The organism is Desulfuromonas svalbardensis, from assembly GCF_055389415.1.
Genome location: NZ_AP042416.1, coordinates 2,330,945 through 2,349,899 on the forward strand (window position 1 = coordinate 2,330,945; position 18,955 = coordinate 2,349,899).

Sequence of the window (18,955 nt, forward strand, 5' to 3'; positions counted from 1 at the left end):
AAAAAGGGGACCCAATGAAAAATTTAAGAGTATCTCAGAAAATTTTCGTATTAAGTTTTGCATTAATTATTGCTTTTAGTCTTACTATTGGCTGGGTCTACCTTAAGCTGAAAGATAATCTCAATAATGCGAAAAAAGTTGAGATCCAGCACACGGTCGAAGGTGTTTGGGGTGTTATTGACCATTATGTGTCGTTAGAAAAAAGTGGACAGATGACGCGTGAACAGGCACAAAAAGCGGCTAAGTCGGCTGTGAGCCATACCCGTTTCGATGACAGTAATTACTTTTGGATTCAGGATATTAATTCAGCGATGGTGATGCATCCAATAAAGCCAGAATTGGATGGTAAAAATTTAAGTTCTACAGTTGATCCAAATGGTAAGGCTCTTTTTGTTGAGATGTCACGCGTTGCGAAACAAGAAGGTCAAGGGTATGTTGATTACCAATGGAATAAACCTGGTGTCTCTGCCCCTGTTGATAAAATTTCATTCGTGAAGATTCAGTCTGATTGGGGCTGGATCGTTGGTGCGGGTCTTTATCTTGATGATATTCAAGCAGAAACGGATGCAGTGTTTTATGCCGTTATGGTTGTGTTGAGTCTGGTGATTTTGTTTGCAATTGTATTGGTTGTCTTTGTTTCACGGGGTATTTCAATTCCATTAAATCATGCGGTTGACATGCTCACTCACTTGGAAAATGGTGAACTTGCAAAACGGATGCATTTAAATCAAAAAGATGAAGTTGGCCAAATGGCGAACACAATGGATAAATTTGCCGATAGCTTGCAAAATGATATTGTCGCATCACTGCAAAAACTTGCTCAAGGTAACCTTGCTTTCGATGTAACTCCCCATAGCGATCAAGATGAGATCCGTGGTGCATTGAAACGACTCGGTGAGGACATGAATGAAATTATGTCCCAAGTGCAGATGGCTGGTGAGCAAATTGCTTCGGGTTCAACAGAGGTTTCTGATTCAAGTCAATCGTTGTCGCAAGGAGCAACTGAGTCGGCAAGCTCACTTGAAGAGATTGCGGCCTCAATGCAAGAGCTCTCAAGTCAAACAAGTCAAAGTGCTGATGGTGCGCATCAGGCCAGCCAACTTGCAAGTCAGGCCAGTGCGGCAGCGGATAGTGGTAGCAGTAATATGGAAGAGATGATTAGTGCTATGAGTGATATTAGCGATTCAGGGAAAGATATTGCTAAAATCATTAAAGTTATTGACGAAATTGCTTTTCAAACTAATTTACTTGCCTTAAACGCGGCAGTTGAGGCGGCACGTGCCGGTCAGCATGGTAAAGGATTTGCGGTTGTTGCTGAAGAGGTTCGTAATTTAGCAGCCCGCAGTGCTAAGGCTGCAAGTGAAACGGCTCAATTGATCGAAGGTTCAGTCAAGAAGGCAGCGAATGGTGCGACGATTGCAGATCGCACTGCTGAAGGATTTAAAGAAATTCTTGAAAGTATTGTCAAAGTGTCTGACTTGGTGACTGAAATCGCCGCTTCAGGGTCTGAGCAAGCTCAAGGGATTCAACAGGTAACAATTGGTTTAAGCCAAATTGACCAAGTGACACAGCAGAATACTGCTAGTGCTGAAGAGGGTGCTGCCGCCGCAGAAGAGTTATCAAGTCAGGCGGATCAATTGCGCCAAATGTTGGCAAGGTTCGTTCTCAAGCAGGGTGGGGCAAGTTCTGCCCAGTTTAGACCACAGCCAACGTACGAGACTCCAGTGGTGAGACAACAACGTGCGCCTATGGGGTGGGATTCTGAACCCGTATCAATTTCTTTAGATGATGACGAGTTTGGTAAATTCTAAGGTGTTAATTGACAACATGATGTTTTAAAAGGAGCGGCCCTCGGGTCGCTCCTTTTGTATGTTTGACCACATAAGAATGACATGGTAGAACTCAAATCACTGTTTTTTACGAAAGGGTTTTGTTGTGCAAAATATATTGAAAATGATTTTAACCTCCCGTGTTTATGATGCTGCTGAAGAGACCCCCCTTGAAGCTGCTACGGGTTTGTCAAAACAGCTAGACAATCACGTGTGGTTGAAGAGGGAAGATCTGCAGCCCGTGTTCTCTTTTAAGATTCGTGGTGCGTACAATCGGATTGCTCAACTCAGTGACGAAGAAAAAATACGTGGTGTTATTGCTGCCTCAGCGGGTAACCATGCTCAAGGGGTTGCTTTTTCGGCTCAGAAAGTGGGAACCAGTGCGGTTATTGTGATGCCAGCGACAACGCCAGCAATAAAGACTTCAGCTGTTCGTAGTTATGGCGCTGAGGTTGTTTTATATGGAGATAATTACTCAGAGGCCGCTGAATATTGTGCCACGTTGATAAAGCAAACGGGGCGTGTGTTTATCCATCCGTTTGATGATGATTATGTCATTGCAGGGCAGGGAACCGTTGCTGATGAAATTTTACGCCAAAGTGCTGGTCGCCTCGATGCTATTTTTGTTCCTGTCGGTGGTGGTGGGCTGATTGCAGGAATTGCGAGTTTTATTAAGGCTGTATGTCCTGATGTGAAGATTATCGGTGTCGAACCCAAGGATAGTGACGCCATGTCACGATCGTTAGCATTTGGCTCACGCATTAAGCTCGATTCAGTCGGGATTTTTGCTGATGGTGTTGCGGTTCGTGAAGTTGGTAAGCGTACCTTTGAACTCTGTCGCCAATATGTGGACGACATGGTTCAAGTTTCAACGGATGAGATATGTAGTGGGATCAAAACGATTTATCAGGAAACCCGATCAATCGTTGAACCAGCAGGAGCCTTGGCTGTTGCTGGAATGAAAAAATATGTGCAGCAAAACGATCTTCATGGACAGCATCTTGTCGCGGTGAATTCAGGTGCTAATATGAATTTCGATCGATTACGATTTGTTGCTGAACGCACGCAAATCGGTGAAAAGAAAGAGGCCCTTTATGCCGTATCGATTCCAGAACAACCTGGTGCATTACGACATTTTTGTACTACTTTTCTAGAAGGTCGAAATATTACTGAATTTAATTACCGTCTCTCCGACCGCAAGGAAGCATATATTTTTGTCGGTCTGTCTGTCAAAGGTAGTCAAGAGCGCGAAGAGTTTTCGAATTCACTGAGCGGTGAAAAATATAATTGCTTAGATATGACGGATAATGATCTAGCTAAGACCCATATCCGTTATATGGTCGGCGGTCATTCTCGTCAAGTTGAAGGGGAGTTTCTGTATCGCTTCTGGTTTCCAGAACGACCCGGTGCTTTGACTCGCTTTTTAGCCGCGATGGGGTCCAATTGGAATATTTCTCTTTTTCACTATCGAGCACAAGGTGGCGATTTTGGTCGAGTTCTGATTGGTTTAGAGTTGCCAGAAAACCAGCATGGAGATTTGAACGATTTTCTTGATGCTTTGGGGTACTACCATGTTGATGAAACCAACAATCCGGCTTATAGACGTTTTTTACAGGGTGGTTAATGTTAGGGTTTTATTTGCTACAATGAACCACTAAAGCTATGTGTATTGAAGGCTTAATAGTTGACAGGAATAGTCTGGAATGATATCTGTAGTAAAAGATCAATTAGGGTCAACTATGGGGAGAGATATTTTGCTTAAAACCTTTCGTGAAGACATTCAGGCTGTTTTTCAACGTGATCCAGCTGCTCGATCTACCCTTGAAGTGATTGTTTGTTATCCGGGATTTCATGCCTTACAGCTGCACCGCTTTGCCCATAAATTATGGCAGTTGAATTGTTTTTTTATTGCTCGTTGCGTTTCTCAGTTAAGTCGATTTCTAACGGGAATTGAGATCCACCCTGGTGCCAAGATTGGTCGTGGTTTTTTTATTGATCATGGCATGGGAGTTGTGATTGGTGAAACTGCTGAGATTGGTGATAACTGTACTCTCTATCACGGTGTGACCTTGGGGGGAACCTCTTGGGCGAAAGAGAAACGTCATCCCACTTTAGGTGATAATGTGGTGATCGGTTCAGGAGCAAAAATACTTGGACCCTTTACTGTTGGTTCTGGTAGTAAGATTGGATCAAACTCTGTTGTTGTGAAAGAGGTTCCAGATCAAGCGACTGTTGTGGGCGTACCTGGGCGCATGGTTCTAAGTGAAGAGGAGCGTCAGGAACAGTTTAAACAACACCGCTTCGACTTAGAGCATGGCCATCTACCAGATCCACAAGCTCAAGCGATTAGTTGTTTGTTTGAACACATACGCAAGGTCGAAACACAACTGAATCAACTGCAACAGGAACATGAATTGTTGCAATGTCAGTTGAAGGATTGTCAACCTTGTTCGAAGGAGGGCTAAAATGCGTCTTTCTACGAAGTCTCAGTACGCTGTACGAGCGATGGTTCGTTTAAGTCTGGACCATAAAGGGTCACCGATATCAATTCGAGAAATTGCCCGTAGTGAGAATATCTCCTTGACCTATCTTGAGCAATTATTTGCTAAACTACGCCGTGGAAAGTTAGTTGTTAGTTCTCGTGGACCCGGTGGTGGCTACGCGTTAGCAGTTCCTGCATCACAAATTTCACTTGATCAAATCATTGATAGTGTAGAAGAAACGTTAGTTCCCGTATCCTGTATGGATGATATGGGCCAATGTGCTTGTGAAGAGGAGTGTTTGACTCATTCTGTTTGGGCTGGCCTTACTCAACATATTCGTGGTTATTTTTCTGCTATTTCGATCGAGGATTTAACCAACGATGCACAACTCCTTATTGCGAGTCGTGATAACGTAAATGTTAGCCAAGAAAAAATGATGGTCTTGGAGGATTGGAAGTTGGACAAGATATATTTTGATAACAATGCAACCACTCCGGTTGCAGCCGAAGTGCTTGAGTCTTTTCTCCCTTATTATCAAACTCTTTTTGGTAATCCTTCGAGTGTCCATTGGGCGGGTAGTGCCGTGAAAGGGGCTATCGAAGAGGCGCGACAGCAGGTCGCACAATTGATTAATGCTCAGCCCGAAGAGATTATCTTCACCGCCAGTGGCAGTGAGGGCGACAATCTAGCTGTACTAGGTAGCTGTGATGCGTTACGCCAGCAGGGTAATCATGTGATTACCACTGTTGTTGAACACCCCGCAGTACTGGATACCTGTCGTTATTTTGAAGAACGGGGTGGGGCAGTCACTTACCTGCCTGTTGATTCGCGTGGGATGATTGATCTTGATCAACTTGAACAGGCGATTACTCCAAAAACGGTCTTGATTTCGGTGATGTGGGCGAATAATGAGACCGGCACTATTTTTCCAATTCAACAGATTGCTGAAATAGCGCAACGGCATAAAGTTCAATTTCATACGGATGCCGTTCAAGCATTAGGCAAAGTCGAAATAGATATGCAAAAATGCCCTGTTGATTTTTTAGTGATGTCAGGTCATAAAATTGGTGCTCCCAAAGGTGTTGGTGCACTATTTGTTCGTCGTGGTACGTCACTGACGTCTCATATTCATGGTGGACATCAAGAGCGGAGTTTGCGGGCCGGAACACACAATGTGGCAGGTATTGTTGCCATGGGGAAAGCGTGTGAGTTGGCTGGGCAAGATTTTTTCCAGCGAGTGGAAAAGTTGCAACAACTTCGTGACCGACTTCAGTCAGGCATTATGGAACAGGTTGAAGATGTGACTATTAATGGCCATATGGAATCACGTTTACCGAACACGTTGAACCTTGGATTTTCATTTATCGAAGGAGAGGGGCTGCTTTTGCATCTTGATATGTATGGTATCGCGGCCTCGTCTGGTTCGGCTTGTACCGCTGGCAGTGATGGACATTCTCATGTTTTGACTGCTATGGCCGTCGATGAATGGCTGCTTAATTCATGCTTACGCTTTAGTTTTGGTGATCAAAACACCTCTGAAGAAGTTGATAGGTTGCTAGAGGTTTTGCCGTCTATTGTGTTGAAATTGCGTGAAATGAGCCCTATGCTTTCTTCCGGAGTCGATCTTGAGGATTGCCCTTACGTTGAATGTTGTATTGGTCACCATTGATTTAGATGGCGGGAGATTCAATGTTTATCGTGTCATAGTTTTTTATCAAGGCATTCATCTTAACGGTGGATGCCTTTGACAGTTTAAGGATCGTTTATGAAAAAGGTGATGGTTGCTTTAAGTGGTGGTGTTGATTCTGCAGTAACTGCAGCATTACTTCTTGAACAAGGCTATGAAGTCATTGGTGTGCATATGCGTTTGTTATCAGGAGTTGAGCATGAGTCGAGTGATGAGGATGCCCGTCAGGTTGCTAACGAGTTAGGAATTGAATTTCACAGCCTTGATTGTCGAGATGAGTTTAACCGGGTCATTGTGCAAAATTTTTGCGATGAATACTTGAATGGCCGCACTCCCAATCCGTGCATTTTGTGCAATCGACACATGAAGTTTGGCTATCTTTTACAGGTCGCAGATGAACTTGGCGCTGATTTTCTGGCTACTGGCCATTATGCGCGCATTGACTACTCTGGTGATGTTCCGGTGTTGCGCCGGGGTCATGATCTTAAAAAAGATCAAAGTTATTTCCTTTTTACTTTGACGGCTGAGCAATTAAAACGGGTGATGTTTCCTTTGGAAGACACGACTAAGGAGCAGGTTAAGGAGATTGCTCAACGACTTAACCTTTCAGCGCGGCATAATGCAGAGAGTCAAGATGTTTGCTTTATCCCAGATAACGATTATGTCAATTTCTTAAGAAAACAGGCATTAACGTTGCCACAGGGCGGTAATATTATCCATGTTAATGGAAAAGTCTTGGGTCGTCACAGCGGTACGTATCGTTACACGATTGGCCAACGGAAAGGGCTGGGTATTGGCTGGAGTGAACCCTTGTATGTCGTGTCGATTGATGTCACTAAAAATCAGGTTGTTGTGGGTGAGAAGCAGTTCCTTAAAACAACGGAGTTGGTCGTTAACGATGTTGTCTGGTCTCAGCTTCCAGTGGAAAGTAAACTTCGAGTCGATTGTCGAATTCGCTACCGCCACAATGAAGCACTGGCTACTGTTTATACGGATGATCAGAACACGGTGCGCGTTGTTTTTGATCAACCGCAAATTGGTGTTACACCGGGTCAGTCAGCTGTATTCTATCAAGAAGATGCTGTGATTGGTGGAGGATGGATTCAGTGATCAAGTCAGCATGTGTTGTTACACTCGGCTGTAAAGCCAATCAGTTTGAATCGGCAGCAATCGAAGAGTTATTGATTCAGGATGGCTACCACCTCGCACCTTTTGAACAGGGCGCTCATCTGGTCGTGATCAATACCTGTACCGTGACATCGGCAACGGACGCTCAATCGCGTAAATTGGTACGTCGCGCTCGGCGGTTTAATCCAGCGTGTCGAATTGTTGCCACTGGCTGTTACGCTCAAGTTCAACCACAAAAATTAGCTGAACTTCCTGGTGTTGATCTGGTTATTGGCAACATGGAAAAAGAGAACTTCTTGTCGTTGCTCAACGGTGAGGGGGCTAAGGTTCAGGTGGGTGATATTGCTCAGGCGAGTCATTGTCCTAATTTGAAAATTGCGTCATTTTTTGAACATAGTCGAGCCTTTGTCCAAATACAGAGTGGCTGTAATGCTTTCTGTTCCTATTGTATTATTCCGTTTGCACGAGGTCGTAGTCGTTCTGTTGCGGTGGTGGAAGTGGTCGATCAGATTAAGACCTTGATCAAAAATGGCTATCAGGAAGTTGTTCTGACGGGTATCCATATTGGTAACTATGGCAAAGATCTGCAAAGTGAATGTGGCGTGGACCTCACGTTGACCTCACTTGTAAAAACAATCCTAGACCAAACATCGCTTCATCGGCTCCGTTTAGGTTCTATCGAGCCACAAGAATTATCCGATGAATTGGTGGAACTTGTTTGTCAATCTAAACGGGTCTGTTCACACCTTCATATTCCTTTACAGTCGGGGTCTGATACGGTGTTAACGCGCATGAATCGTCATTATACTGGACAGGATTTTTACCGTTGCTTACAGAACATTTATGAAAGATCGCCTGAAATCTCAATTGGCATTGATCTTATTGTTGGCTTTCCCGGTGAAACGGATGAGGAGCATCAACAATCCATTGAGTTGATTGATCGACTACCGATCCATTATTTGCATGTTTTTCCATACAGTAAGCGTCCCGGAACTGCAGCTGAAAAGATGAAAGATCATATCGATCCATCCATTGCTAAGGATAGAGCTACACAATTGCGTCATTTAGGTGAGCTTAAAAAACAACATTATATTAAGCGTTTTCTTGATAAGGTCGTCGAAGTTGTCGTTGAAAATAGCACTGGTGGAGTGCGATGTAAGGGCTTGAGTGATGAATATGTATCGGTTTCTTTTAAGTCAGAACTGCCCCTTGCGGGGAAATGTGTCAAGGTCTTGATTGGTGGTGTTGACGGAGATGGCTTAACAGGTAAGCATGTCTGACCTTAAGCTTGAAATAGTGTGAATTAGCTCCGCCCCGATGTGTTTGTATTGGGGCGGTGCTGATTTTATTAGGTTAAGGCTCAATTTACTGTGGTGATAAATTCGGTTAAGTTTGAGTCCAAAATGTATTTAAGTTCGGCAAAGTTGTCGGCCCGTGTTTCGGTGATTAAAAAACCAAAGACGGGATAACTTCGATAATCAATCTTTCTCAGTTCCATTGGGTTTTCAAATTTTTGCAGCAATTGATCATAATCAAATGAGACAATATCTTTGCCATTAACTCCCGTTGAATTATCTAATACAACAATACTAAAAAGCTTGCCCTCTTTGCCTGTGAGTATCTCGCTCCAATCAGGTTTCTTTTGCGAAAAATAATAGTCGTAGGGGTTGAATCCATAAGAGAGAAATGTGGTGTCAGCTGTCGTACACCAGCCACCAAAGCGCATGGGGTTGACCTCAATTGGCAGAATTATACCATCTGGCCGGCGTCGTAATTCAAGATGGATCGGAAAGTTTTTAACGTCAGACAATTGACCAATTTTAGTGATGAATTGGGTGAAATCTTCGAGGTTGTGTTCAATAATCTCTTTGGAGGTTGTATAAACGCGATCACTGACATCCTGCTGCGATGCAAAGGTGTGTTTAAATATCCCTAAAATCGTTGGCTTTCCTTCTGAGTCGAAGTAGGCATCAACGGCATATTCATCACCTTCAATACACTCTTCGATGATAAAAGATCGCGTATCAAGTACTTCGAGAGGGTAAAGATTTTTCACTTGTTCGATTTCAGCAAAAATCAACTCAACACTGCGGTTCCACTCATCGCGATTGGTAATCTTGTAGACACCCATACTGAAGAAACCAACACTGGGCTTTATGATAAATGGTGTTGGAATCGCATCAAAATCAAGTTGTTTTATCTCGTTGATATCGACTCCTTTAAAATAAAAGTTTGGATAAAGGGGTGATATCAACTGCCTAAATCTCAACTTGTCTTTAAACATGTTTATTTTATCTGGTAGCGTTGTCGAAGATAAATGTTGAGCAATCCAGTTGATTGAATTTTCTGAGGTTAAATAAAGCTGTGGGTTGTCGTGCTGTTGGGCTGATGTGATGGCTTGTGCTTCGCTGAGAATTTTAGTTCCCTTGTATAGATCTAACTGATGAGCGATCTCAGTGCCAACCACTTGAATCGTGCAGTTCTTAATTGTGGTTTTTAAAATGTCAGAAATATAGGGTTTATCAACTAAAAACATGATGTTTCCTTTTGTGTTTTCTCAACGCATAAACAATCAACGAGTTGGTTCTTTGGTTTCATTAGTGGATGTGAGTATCTCAAATGGTTTTGATTGTCGTGACCTGCAACTCTTCACTAAATATCGCTTATAGCGATTAAGAATAGCCGACCACTACATCAATTATTCCGGCTTTCATTGTTACGGAAGCATCCACAGCGGTTGCGCCTCCAAGTTGATCATAAAGTGTCATGTTGTTCGCCTGTTGAGTTAAGGATAGTAAGCTATTCATTGACAGGTAGTCGATTACTTCTAGCAATAATGAGTGATGTTGTCCAAGAGATTCATTGCTAGTTTTTTTATTGCAACACTACAGAGACAATTAGCTATTTAGCTTAATTCAGCACCTTACCTTTCTTGTCATCTATCTCATCCACTAAGGGGTAAGACCCATAGTAGGACAATTTAATACACAGTTGGGGGAAATCACTCTGGTGCTGGTTGGTTTTATTGATGTCTAGTATGAAAAAAATATACACTTTGTTTTGTTGATAACTTCTATTATTTTAGATAGTTAGTTGTTTGCCCTTCGTCTTAAAATAGGTATTGGTATCTTTATTGCTGTATAAAAGAAGGATAACCTCTTTGCACTGTGCTATTTGTCCGTTTCTTGAGAAAGTCATTCGCGCTATGAGATCTAAGTTGAATTTAAAAACACGTTTATTGATCGCTTACGCTGTCTTTATGTTGATCACTGTAGCTGTCGCATTTCTATCATATGCATATTTTGTACTACCTGGTTATGTGCTTCTGGAACACCAAGAAGCAACACATCATGTTCAGCGACTTGTCTCAAGTATTGATCGTGAAATTGATACCCTTAACACCTTTACAATGGATTATGCCAATTGGGATGATAGTTGTGATTATATTCAGACAGCTGATCCTGCATATATTGAAAGTAATTATATCGATCAAATGTTGATTGATAATCATTTGAGTTATGTTGGTATTTATGATCTGACAGGTTCGTTACTCTATGGAAAACGGTACGACCTTGTCGCGCAAACGCAGCGACCTCTAATTGATACAATGTACGGTAATGTTTTGAAGATCTACGGTGAGAATTATAATCGTTCTCTAGGTGGATTATTTCAAAGTGATGATGGCTTGCAGATGGTAGCGGTCCGCTCCATAAAAAAAAGTGATGGAAGTGGTCAATCTTTTGGGATGATTCTATTTTGTCGCCCCCTTGATAGTTCATATATCAATAGTTTAGCCCGCCGTAATCGACTTGATATTGATTTAGTTTCTATTGCGGGTGGCGGTCAGCGGCACATTTTAGAAAAAATTACGGCAGATGTTCCCGTTTACATTGATGAAGTATCTAACGAACGGCTTGATGCCTTTACTACACTTTCAGATCTTGAACATCAAGCAGCGGTGTTACTCCAAGTTCATTTGTCACGTAATCTCTACATGCATACCCGAACAACGATGGTGTACGCCTCGAGCTTAGCACTGGTTTCAATTATGCTGTTGGCTCTGTTTATGGGGACAACGGTTCGGCATATGGTCATGCAACCTTTTAAACAACTCACTAGCGCTATTTATCATTTTCGTCACAGTGGTGACACCGTGTTCCCTGTCTCTCTACTGAACTCTGGTGAGATGGGGGGTCTTGTGCAAGAGTTTAGGTTGCTATTGACAGACCTTGAAGAGAGTCGGGTTCATCAAAATTTTACCCGTGAAAAGAGTGATTTGATTAAACGAGTGGTTCCGAGCGCTATTTTTACGGTTGATCTCGATAAGGTTATTACCAGTTGGAATAACCGCGCTGAATTGATTACCGGTTATTCTGCAACTGAAATGATTGGCAGCAGCTGCTTTTTGTTTGCTAAGGCCCCCTGTCAGGAACATTGTGGTTTATTTGATAGTGGACAACAAAAACCAATCACAGGTCGTGAGTGTACCATTCGGCATAAAAATGGTTCGGTGTTAACAATTAGTAAAAATGCTGACTATCTTCGTGATGAACATGGTGAGATAGCGGGCGGTATTGAATGCTTTGAAGATGTGACTGAGCGTAAGCATTTTGAGGAAGCTCTCAAGTGGGAAGTTGCTTTAAATAGTCGATTAGCATTATTATCTCAATCAATACTACAATACGGTAAAAATGAAATACAGGTTGCTGATGAGCTTTTAGAATATGCACGCAACTTGACAGGGAGTAGTGAGGGCTTTGTTGCTGAACGATTGTGTAATGATCAGCAGGTGTTGTGGAGCTCAACACAGCTGTTCGATGATTTAGAGGTCAAAGAGGGGTTTAGAACAATCTTTGCTTTGGCAACAGGACGTGGTTCATTGCTTCATGCCGTCTATGATAGTACTGGAGGAGTTTTTTTTAATTCCCTTGAAAAGTTGCATGTTGAGCATCTTGCGGCAGGGGTAACAAAGGGGATTAAACATTTTATGGCGGTTCCTGTGACCTACGGTGGCCAGGTAATTGGTCAAGTTGCATTAGCCAATAAAGACGATGGCTATTCTAAAAAAGAGGTACAAGCTGTAGAGCAATTGGCTGAATTATTCGCACTGGTTTTGGTGCAATCGAATCGTAGTCGTAAATCAGAAGTGAATAGCTCGGACGTTGTTCTCTGTTAATCCGTTTTATTCCCAATTTTGTGTTCTGCTATCATAGTGCTCCACGCGATAACAATAATTCATGGATCGATTCCGCTAAAATACGATAGCCTTGTTGATTGAGGTGGATAGCATCTGATTTATAACGTGGGTTGCGTAGTAAGTTGCTCAAAAGATCCTCTGCATAAACAAGCGAATACTCGTCAGCAAGTTCCTTGTAAAATGGTGCAACGGTAAATAAGATATTTTTTGCTGGAACACCAATCAATACAACCTCTATCTGGTTTTCCTGAGCAGTTTCAATCATCGCTGCAAGGTTTGATTTTATCCGCCTATGGGCTGTGTTACGCAGAATGTCATTCCCGCCTTCAAGTAAAACAATTAACTGGGGATCTGTTTGTGCGATCATCTCAGGTAACCGTAATAATCCTTGTGCTGTGACTTCACCTGATACTCCCGAATTAATTACTGTACGACCACTCAGCTTAGCCAATACAGTTGGGTAATTGGTTGTATGTGCAGTTCCTATCCCCACAGTTAAACTGTCTCCAAAAGCTAAAATAATCCCATTTTTAGGAATTTTCGATATCGTGCGTTGTTCGCAGCTCGTTAACGTTAAGGCAACAATTATCAAGAAGGTAAATAGGAGCAGAGTGGTGCAGGGTGGGGTGACGAGTTCGAAGTTTTTTTTTGTCACAATACTATTTCCTTCTCTAGAACTTAAGATTGTCAGGATTAAAAGCACAATGAAAATTCCGCTGAACATGTTATGATATGCGCCATTGAATTTATTGCTTGTTATGATCCAAATTAATTCTATTTATCTACCATATTTGACCCTATAACGTAAGGATGTCTAGCATGAACGATGAAAACTTAGATTTTGAAGAAGAACTGGATAACGAAGATTTTGCCGCGATGCTTGAAGAAAGTATGGGTGAGACGACTCGGCTTGAGATTGGTAAAAAAACTCTGGCAACCGTTTTGCAAATTGGTAAGGATTGGGTGTTCTTAGATGTTGGTCAAAAGGGCGAAGGTGTCCTTGATGTCAGAGAGTTGCAGGACGAATCTGGTGAGGTAACCGTTGCTGTTGGCGATAAACTCTCAGCTTATTTTATGTCGCGTGCTGGCGGTGAGATGCGTTTTACTCTCAGTATTGGTGGCGGAAGTCATGGTGCTGCACAACTTGAAGAAGCATGGCGTAGCGGTATTCCTGTAGATGGTCGCGTTGAAAAAGAGATTAAGGGTGGTTATGAGATTATGCTGCCCGGCAATGTTAGATCTTTTTGCCCTTATTCGCAAATTGCATTGCGTCGTCAAGATAACCCTGAAGAGTTAATTGGCCAATCATTCCCTGTTAAAATTAGTCAGTATAGTGAGCAAGGCCGTAATGTTGTTGTATCGCGGCGTGAACTCCTTGAACTGGAACGTCAAAGCAAGCAGGATGAATTGAAGCAAACCCTAAAAGAGGGGGATCGTGTTAACGGTGAGGTGACCTCCGTTCGTGACTTTGGTGCTTTTGTTGATATTGGTGGTGTTGAAGGTCTGTTGCCGATCTCTGAAGTATCTTATAGCCGTGTTGAAGATTTGTCAGAGCTGTTAACCGTTGGACAACAATTGGAGTTGATCGTTAAGCGCATTGATTGGGCTGAGAATAAGTTCTCATTTAGCTTACGCGATACGCTGGCTGATCCGTGGACAACTGCGACGGTTAACTTTCCAATTGGTCGACAGTTAATGGGTAAGGTTTCTCGACTCGCTCAATTTGGTGCGTTCGTAACCCTAGAAGAGGGGATTGATGGCTTAGTTCATATTTCACGTTTAGGTGAGGGGAAGAGAATCAACCACCCACGTGAGGTTCTAACTGTTGGTCAAGAGTTGTCTGTTACCGTGGAGAAAGTAGATAGTGAACAACGTCGTATTTCATTGGTCCCAGCAGGCGCTGAAGAGGTCGTGACCGAAAAATCATGGTCTGAAACGCCGTCTACAGCAGGTATGGGTTCTTTGGGTGATCTATTTAAGGCAAGTCAAAAGAATCGTAATAAGAAATAAGTTGTATTGACGTTTTAGTTATTGTTTTCAAGGATTAGTTTTTATGGCATTCACATCATTTGGTCTTATTGAGCCGTTGTTACGCGCGATTAAGGAGTCCAATTACACCAGCCCCACGCCGATACAAAGCAAAGGGATTCCACCTGTTCTTGCTGGTCAGGATGTGATGGCAACTGCCCAAACAGGTACGGGTAAAACTGCGAGTTTTGCCTTGCCATTATTGCAACGAACCGTTGCAGGGCGGCCGGTGTCGGCGAACCGGGTGCGGGTACTCGTATTAACCCCTACGCGCGAACTGGCCATTCAGGTTGCTGATAATATTACCCACTATGGAAAATACCTTTCAGTGAAAACAGGTGTTGTTTATGGTGGGGTAAAGATCAATCCGCAAATGATGAAATTACGTGGTGGGCTTGATTTTTTAGTTGCTACTCCGGGACGCCTACTTGATCTTTACCAGCAGAATGCTGTTAAGTTTGATCAACTAGAGACCCTTGTTCTCGATGAAGCGGATCGAATGCTTGATTTAGGCTTCAGTGAAGAGATGGATCAACTCTTTTCGCTGTTCCCTTGTCGCCGTCAAACGCTACTCTATTCCGCCACGTTTTCAGATGCGATACGAGCCCTTGGTGCTGGATTACTTCATCATCCAGTAGAAATAGAAGTCAATCCGCGCAATACGACGGCTGCAAAGGTCAACCAGTGGGTATATGAAGTCGATAAGGGCAAGAAAAGTACCCTCTTAAGCCATCTTATTCGCAATAAAGGCTGGGAGCAGGCTCTTATCTTTACACGTACAAAAAAAGGAGCAGATCGTCTTGCTTTATTGTTGGAAAAAGATGGCGTTTCAGCGGCGGTGATTCATGGTGATAAGAGCCAAAGTGCACGATCGCGTGCCTTGTCACAATTTAAATTAAAACGGGTCAGGGTGATGGTTGCTACTGACGTTGCTGCTCGTGGTATCGATATCTCTGGTTTATCGTATGTTGTCAATTTTGATTTACCAAAGGTTGCAGCAGATTATATCCACCGAATTGGTCGAACGGGACGTGCGGGTTGTGAAGGGCGGGCGATCTCTTTTGTGAGTGCTGATGACGTGGACTTTCTTTGTGCTGTCGAAAGCTTAATAGGCAGAATATTGCCGCGTGAAATTGATCCAGATTTCCCCCCAACCATGGGTGTCCCTGTAAGTGTTTTACGTACACTACGGCCCAAGAAGCCAAAAAAGGTGAAGCCGAAGGTTATTGATGGACGGGTGGTCGAAGATTCATTGCAGAAAAGAACGTCAAGGCCCTCTCGTGATGGCAAGAAATCTGGCGCTAAGAAAACAAATAAGACAGATACTAATGGGCGCAGAGGAAAGCATTCTGAGGCTGGCCAGGATCGTAATACCCCATCGAAAAGAGCACTCTCCTCCAACTCGAAAGGCCGGCGGCGTTAATCAGATGATGTTGATCCTAAAATCTTACGTTTTGTTTTTTTGCTTCATTGAAAAGACCTTGTAGGCACATTCATCAGGAAGCCAGTTGACCTTTGCAACCACCTCGGGGGTGAGCTTTTGACACTCCTCACCAACCTCAAAGCGTTTGTGGTAGACCTTACATTCACGACTAAAAAGATCTAAGTATCGGCACGCTACGCGAGTCGTTATGACACGATTGTTTTCATCAATTTTCTTTTCAAAGCAACACAAACCACAGCGATTGCAAAGATCTTCCCATTCCTGTTGAGTCATGATCTTATTCTGTTAGTGTGGCGTAGGTGGGGCAGTGATCTATGGTGTGAAGGCATTATTCAACCGTTGAGACGTAGAGGTCTTCCACTTTTTTCCGTGCCCATGGTGTTCTACGTAGGAATTTTAGACTCGACTTAATAGATGGGTCGTTATTGAAACATTGAATCGGGATAATTTGTCCGAGTTCTTTCCAGCCATAATGGTCAACGAGAAAGGTGACTACTAGTTCTAGGGTGATCCCGTGAAGTAGGTCGTGGTGTTGATTCATGATATGGAGGCCTTTGTTGCAATTGAAATGACTAACAATAAAAAAAGCCTGATCTAAACAGATCAGGCTTTCTATGAATGGAGCGGGAAACGAGATTCGAACTCGCGACGTCAACCTTGGCAAGGTTGCACTCTACCACTGAGTTATTCCCGCATAATGTGTTATTTATGCGTGCTGCACGTGTTGTGTCTCGCAGCGGAGTTAGTTCTAACAAAACGATTATCTGAAGTCAATTCCTTTTTTGAAAATATGTCGAAAGTTGTGGAAATATTAAATATGAGTTGATTCTGGTACGTATTGTTTCAATATCGCCCTTGCGTTCTTTCGGTAGATGCCTATAATTAAAGCGAATGTAATTAATCATATTAAAGAGGAGTAGTTGTATGGGGAAAGTAGTGTTGAGTTTGTTTTTATGTGTTCTATTGTCAGGGTGTAGCCAACCGATGAATCGAACTCAAAAAGGAGCTGGGATTGGTGCTGCGGCTGGAGCCATTACGGGGGCCTTGATTGGTCAAGCTGCAGGTGGCGATACCGAAGCAACATTGATTGGCGCTGGAATTGGTGCCGCCGTAGGTGGTGGTACTGGTGCAGGGATTGGCTACTATATGGATCAACAGGAGCAAGCGATGCGCGATGCATTGGCATCTGTTGAAGGGGTAAATATCGAGCGGGAAGGCGATTTGCTGTATGTAACATTTCGTTCTGATAATCAATTTGACGTAGGTTCTTTTAATTTACGTTATGAAGCCCAAAATGATGTTGCACGCCTTGCTACTGTACTGACTCAGTACGATAAGACAACTATTATTGTGTCTGGTCACACAGACAGTACGGGCAGTGAAGAATTAAATCAGGTTTTGTCCGAGCGTCGCGCCAATGCTGTGAAAAATATTCTACAACAAAATGGCGTAATGAGTAGTCGCATTACAACCGTTGGTTTTGGTGAAAGTTCGCCAATTGCTGATAACTCAGATTCTTATGGTCGTCAATTGAATCGTCGTGTAACGCTTAAAATTACACCAATTTAAATTACTATTTATATCTAGCGTATAGAACTAAAAAAGCCCTTCGATGTTAATCGAAGGGCTTTTTTAGTTGTTGCCAATAGTTTTTACAAAATCTCAAGTAATTCGATTTCGTAAGTTAAATTTTGACCTGTAAATGGATGGTTGGCATCAAAGGTGATTTCAGTGTCGGAGATGGCGATGACTGTAACCACTTCGCTTTCATCGTTTTCATCAGATGTTAACTCCAGTTCTTCACCAACGACAGGTTTGAAGTCTTCAGGGATTTGGTCAAGGGTGAGAGAGAAGATGTTTTCATCATCGTGCTCACCAAATGCATCTTCAGCAGGTATCGCGACTGATTTTTTGTCGCCAACATTCATACCGATGATACCATCTTCTATTTGTGTGAAAAACTCATTGTCACCGATGAGTAATTCAACGGGGCCAGGCTCAACGCTATGTTCCTCATTTTCACTTGAATCGCTTTCTGATGACTCCATTTCATGAGTTGAGTCAAACATCGTACCATCCTGTAGGCGACCAATAAAATGGATACTTACACGATCTCCCTTTTTAGCTTGTGACATAAGGTGTTCCCTTCAGCTTGTGTTTGTATGTAAAGTAAGTTCTGGCGATTATGTTACGGTGCTCGATGGCTTGAGTCTAGTAAAAAGAAGTGAATTATTTCGAAGAGAATTGATACCAACATGAATAAGAATAAATTGATCAAATTAATTATTGAACGTCTTGAATCTGACCTTGAATTGTCCATGTCAGCAGCGAGGGTTGCCCATCAGGCCTCTACCAATGATGAAACGCAGCCCGACAACAAATACGACACATTAAGCCTTGAGTCGTCTTATATTGCTCAGGGACATGCTAATCGGGCTCAACAGCTACGGAGATCTATCGATAATTATAAAAAACTATCCGTACGTGACTTTAGTGATCAGCAATATGTTGCTATGACAGCTCTCGTTGGCATTGAATATGAGGATGAAACAACACGACAGTTATTTATTGGTCCTGATGCGGGAGGATTAAAAATTCCATTGGATCAAATTGAAATTTTTGTCGTAACAATGGAGTCACCGCTGTGCAAAGCGTTATTTGGTAAGCAGTTGGGGGATATTGTTACTTTGGGGCGAGAAGGTGATCTTGAATTTGAAATTGTATCCATATATTAATGGTTATATTTAGTTGTGAATAAAAAACTTGCACTGCTATGAAAAAGCATGTTATATCTTCGAAGCAATTTAAAAAACAGTGGCATCACGATTATGTGGATGACACAACAGACAATGTTTTTCCGTTACGGAAACAAAAGGAGCAGTAAAATGGCAGAAGGTACAGTTAAGTGGTTTAATGACGCTAAGGGTTTTGGTTTTATCGAGCAGGACAATGGCCCAGACGTGTTTATTCATTTTTCAGAAATTCAGGGCGACGGTTTCAAATCTCTTGCTGAAGGCGATCGCGTCAGCTTTGAGATCACTGATGGCCAAAAAGGTCCTCAAGCAGCAAATGTTGTAAAGCAATAGTTTAACAATTTTTGCTGTACATAATTTGAAGTAACAAAAAAACCCACGGTAACGTGGGTTTTTTTGTTTTTAA

At 42.6% G+C, this 18,955-nt stretch carries 17 protein-coding genes and 1 tRNA gene; 12 read left to right on the plus strand and 6 right to left on the minus strand.

The features are described from left to right. Positions 1-14: 14 nt before the first annotated feature. From ACZ5KY_RS10485 to mtaB, 6 genes are all read left to right on the plus strand, one after another. Positions 15-1,811, plus strand: coding sequence for a methyl-accepting chemotaxis protein (locus tag ACZ5KY_RS10485; protein WP_464243847.1), 1,797 nt, complete (start codon positions 15-17; stop codon positions 1,809-1,811). A gap of 124 nt (positions 1,812-1,935) precedes the next feature. After that, positions 1,936-3,453, plus strand: coding sequence for a threonine ammonia-lyase, biosynthetic (ilvA, locus tag ACZ5KY_RS10490; protein ID WP_464243848.1), 1,518 nt, complete (start codon positions 1,936-1,938; stop codon positions 3,451-3,453). A 130-nt stretch (positions 3,454-3,583) separates the two neighbouring features. Continuing rightward, entirely contained in the window at positions 3,584-4,294 is a 711-nt protein-coding gene (gene cysE / locus ACZ5KY_RS10495) for a serine O-acetyltransferase (protein WP_464244657.1), read from the plus strand. 1 nt (position 4,295) lies between these two features. Further along, the gene (gene nifS / locus ACZ5KY_RS10500) at positions 4,296-5,981 is read left to right on the plus strand and encodes a cysteine desulfurase NifS (protein ID WP_464243849.1); all 1,686 of its coding nucleotides are present in this window, start codon (positions 4,296-4,298) and stop codon (positions 5,979-5,981) included. Between the two features lie 96 nt (positions 5,982-6,077). Continuing rightward, the gene (gene mnmA / locus ACZ5KY_RS10505; RefSeq protein WP_464243850.1) at positions 6,078-7,109 is read left to right on the plus strand and encodes a tRNA 2-thiouridine(34) synthase MnmA; all 1,032 of its coding nucleotides are present in this window, start codon (positions 6,078-6,080) and stop codon (positions 7,107-7,109) included. After that, entirely contained in the window at positions 7,106-8,407 is a 1,302-nt protein-coding gene (mtaB, locus tag ACZ5KY_RS10510; RefSeq protein ID WP_464243851.1) for a tRNA (N(6)-L-threonylcarbamoyladenosine(37)-C(2))-methylthiotransferase MtaB, read from the plus strand. Before mnmA ends, mtaB begins: the two co-directional genes overlap by 4 nt. Positions 8,408-8,487: 80 nt before the next feature. On the opposite strand, the gene ACZ5KY_RS10515 is transcribed toward mtaB, so the two are convergent. Further along, complete coding sequence (locus ACZ5KY_RS10515; protein WP_464243852.1) at positions 8,488-9,663, minus strand: ATP-grasp domain-containing protein; 1,176 nt, start codon at positions 9,661-9,663, stop codon at positions 8,488-8,490. Positions 9,664-10,344: 681 nt separating this feature from the next. On the opposite strand from ACZ5KY_RS10515, the gene ACZ5KY_RS10520 reads away from it, so the two are divergent. Then, positions 10,345-12,303: a CHASE4 domain-containing protein gene (locus ACZ5KY_RS10520; protein ID WP_464243853.1), complete on the plus strand. Its 1,959-nt coding sequence runs from the start codon at positions 10,345-10,347 to the stop codon at positions 12,301-12,303. A gap of 31 nt (positions 12,304-12,334) precedes the next feature. Here the strand turns inward: ACZ5KY_RS10520 and ACZ5KY_RS10525 are convergent, their stop codons facing one another. Then, on the minus strand, positions 12,335-12,979 hold the full coding sequence (locus ACZ5KY_RS10525) for a GDSL-type esterase/lipase family protein (protein ID WP_464243854.1): 645 nt from the start codon (positions 12,977-12,979) through the stop codon (positions 12,335-12,337). Between the two features lie 164 nt (positions 12,980-13,143). Between ACZ5KY_RS10525 and rpsA the strand changes: the two genes are divergently transcribed. Both rpsA and ACZ5KY_RS10535 read left to right on the plus strand, forming a co-directional pair. After that, positions 13,144-14,334: a 30S ribosomal protein S1 gene (rpsA, locus tag ACZ5KY_RS10530; RefSeq protein ID WP_464243855.1), complete on the plus strand. Its 1,191-nt coding sequence runs from the start codon at positions 13,144-13,146 to the stop codon at positions 14,332-14,334. Between the two features lie 43 nt (positions 14,335-14,377). Beyond that, positions 14,378-15,775, plus strand: coding sequence for a DEAD/DEAH box helicase (locus ACZ5KY_RS10535; RefSeq protein WP_464243856.1), 1,398 nt, complete (start codon positions 14,378-14,380; stop codon positions 15,773-15,775). A 24-nt stretch (positions 15,776-15,799) separates the two neighbouring features. Here the strand turns inward: ACZ5KY_RS10535 and ACZ5KY_RS10540 are convergent, their stop codons facing one another. From ACZ5KY_RS10540 to ACZ5KY_RS10550, 3 genes are all read right to left on the minus strand, one after another. Continuing rightward, the gene (locus ACZ5KY_RS10540; protein WP_464243857.1) at positions 15,800-16,069 is read right to left on the minus strand and encodes a CxxCxxCC domain-containing protein; all 270 of its coding nucleotides are present in this window, start codon (positions 16,067-16,069) and stop codon (positions 15,800-15,802) included. Between the two features lie 55 nt (positions 16,070-16,124). Next, complete coding sequence (locus ACZ5KY_RS10545; RefSeq protein ID WP_464243858.1) at positions 16,125-16,337, minus strand: VF530 family protein; 213 nt, start codon at positions 16,335-16,337, stop codon at positions 16,125-16,127. A gap of 78 nt (positions 16,338-16,415) precedes the next feature. Then, positions 16,416-16,490, minus strand: a tRNA-Gly gene (locus tag ACZ5KY_RS10550). 230 nt (positions 16,491-16,720) lie between these two features. Here ACZ5KY_RS10550 and ACZ5KY_RS10555 point away from each other — a divergent pair. Continuing rightward, on the plus strand, positions 16,721-17,365 hold the full coding sequence (locus ACZ5KY_RS10555) for a YiaD family glycine zipper/OmpA-like lipoprotein (protein WP_464243860.1): 645 nt from the start codon (positions 16,721-16,723) through the stop codon (positions 17,363-17,365). 83 nt (positions 17,366-17,448) lie between these two features. Here the strand turns inward: ACZ5KY_RS10555 and ACZ5KY_RS10560 are convergent, their stop codons facing one another. Next, the gene (locus ACZ5KY_RS10560; RefSeq protein WP_464243861.1) at positions 17,449-17,931 is read right to left on the minus strand and encodes an FKBP-type peptidyl-prolyl cis-trans isomerase; all 483 of its coding nucleotides are present in this window, start codon (positions 17,929-17,931) and stop codon (positions 17,449-17,451) included. A gap of 120 nt (positions 17,932-18,051) precedes the next feature. Here ACZ5KY_RS10560 and ACZ5KY_RS10565 point away from each other — a divergent pair, with 120 nt between their 5' ends. Together ACZ5KY_RS10565 and ACZ5KY_RS10570 are read left to right on the plus strand one after the other, a co-directional pair. Beyond that, positions 18,052-18,531, plus strand: coding sequence for a transcription elongation factor GreAB (locus ACZ5KY_RS10565; protein ID WP_464243862.1), 480 nt, complete (start codon positions 18,052-18,054; stop codon positions 18,529-18,531). Between the two features lie 150 nt (positions 18,532-18,681). Then, entirely contained in the window at positions 18,682-18,882 is a 201-nt protein-coding gene (locus tag ACZ5KY_RS10570) for a cold-shock protein (protein ID WP_464243863.1), read from the plus strand. The last annotated feature ends 73 nt before the right edge of the window (positions 18,883-18,955 follow it).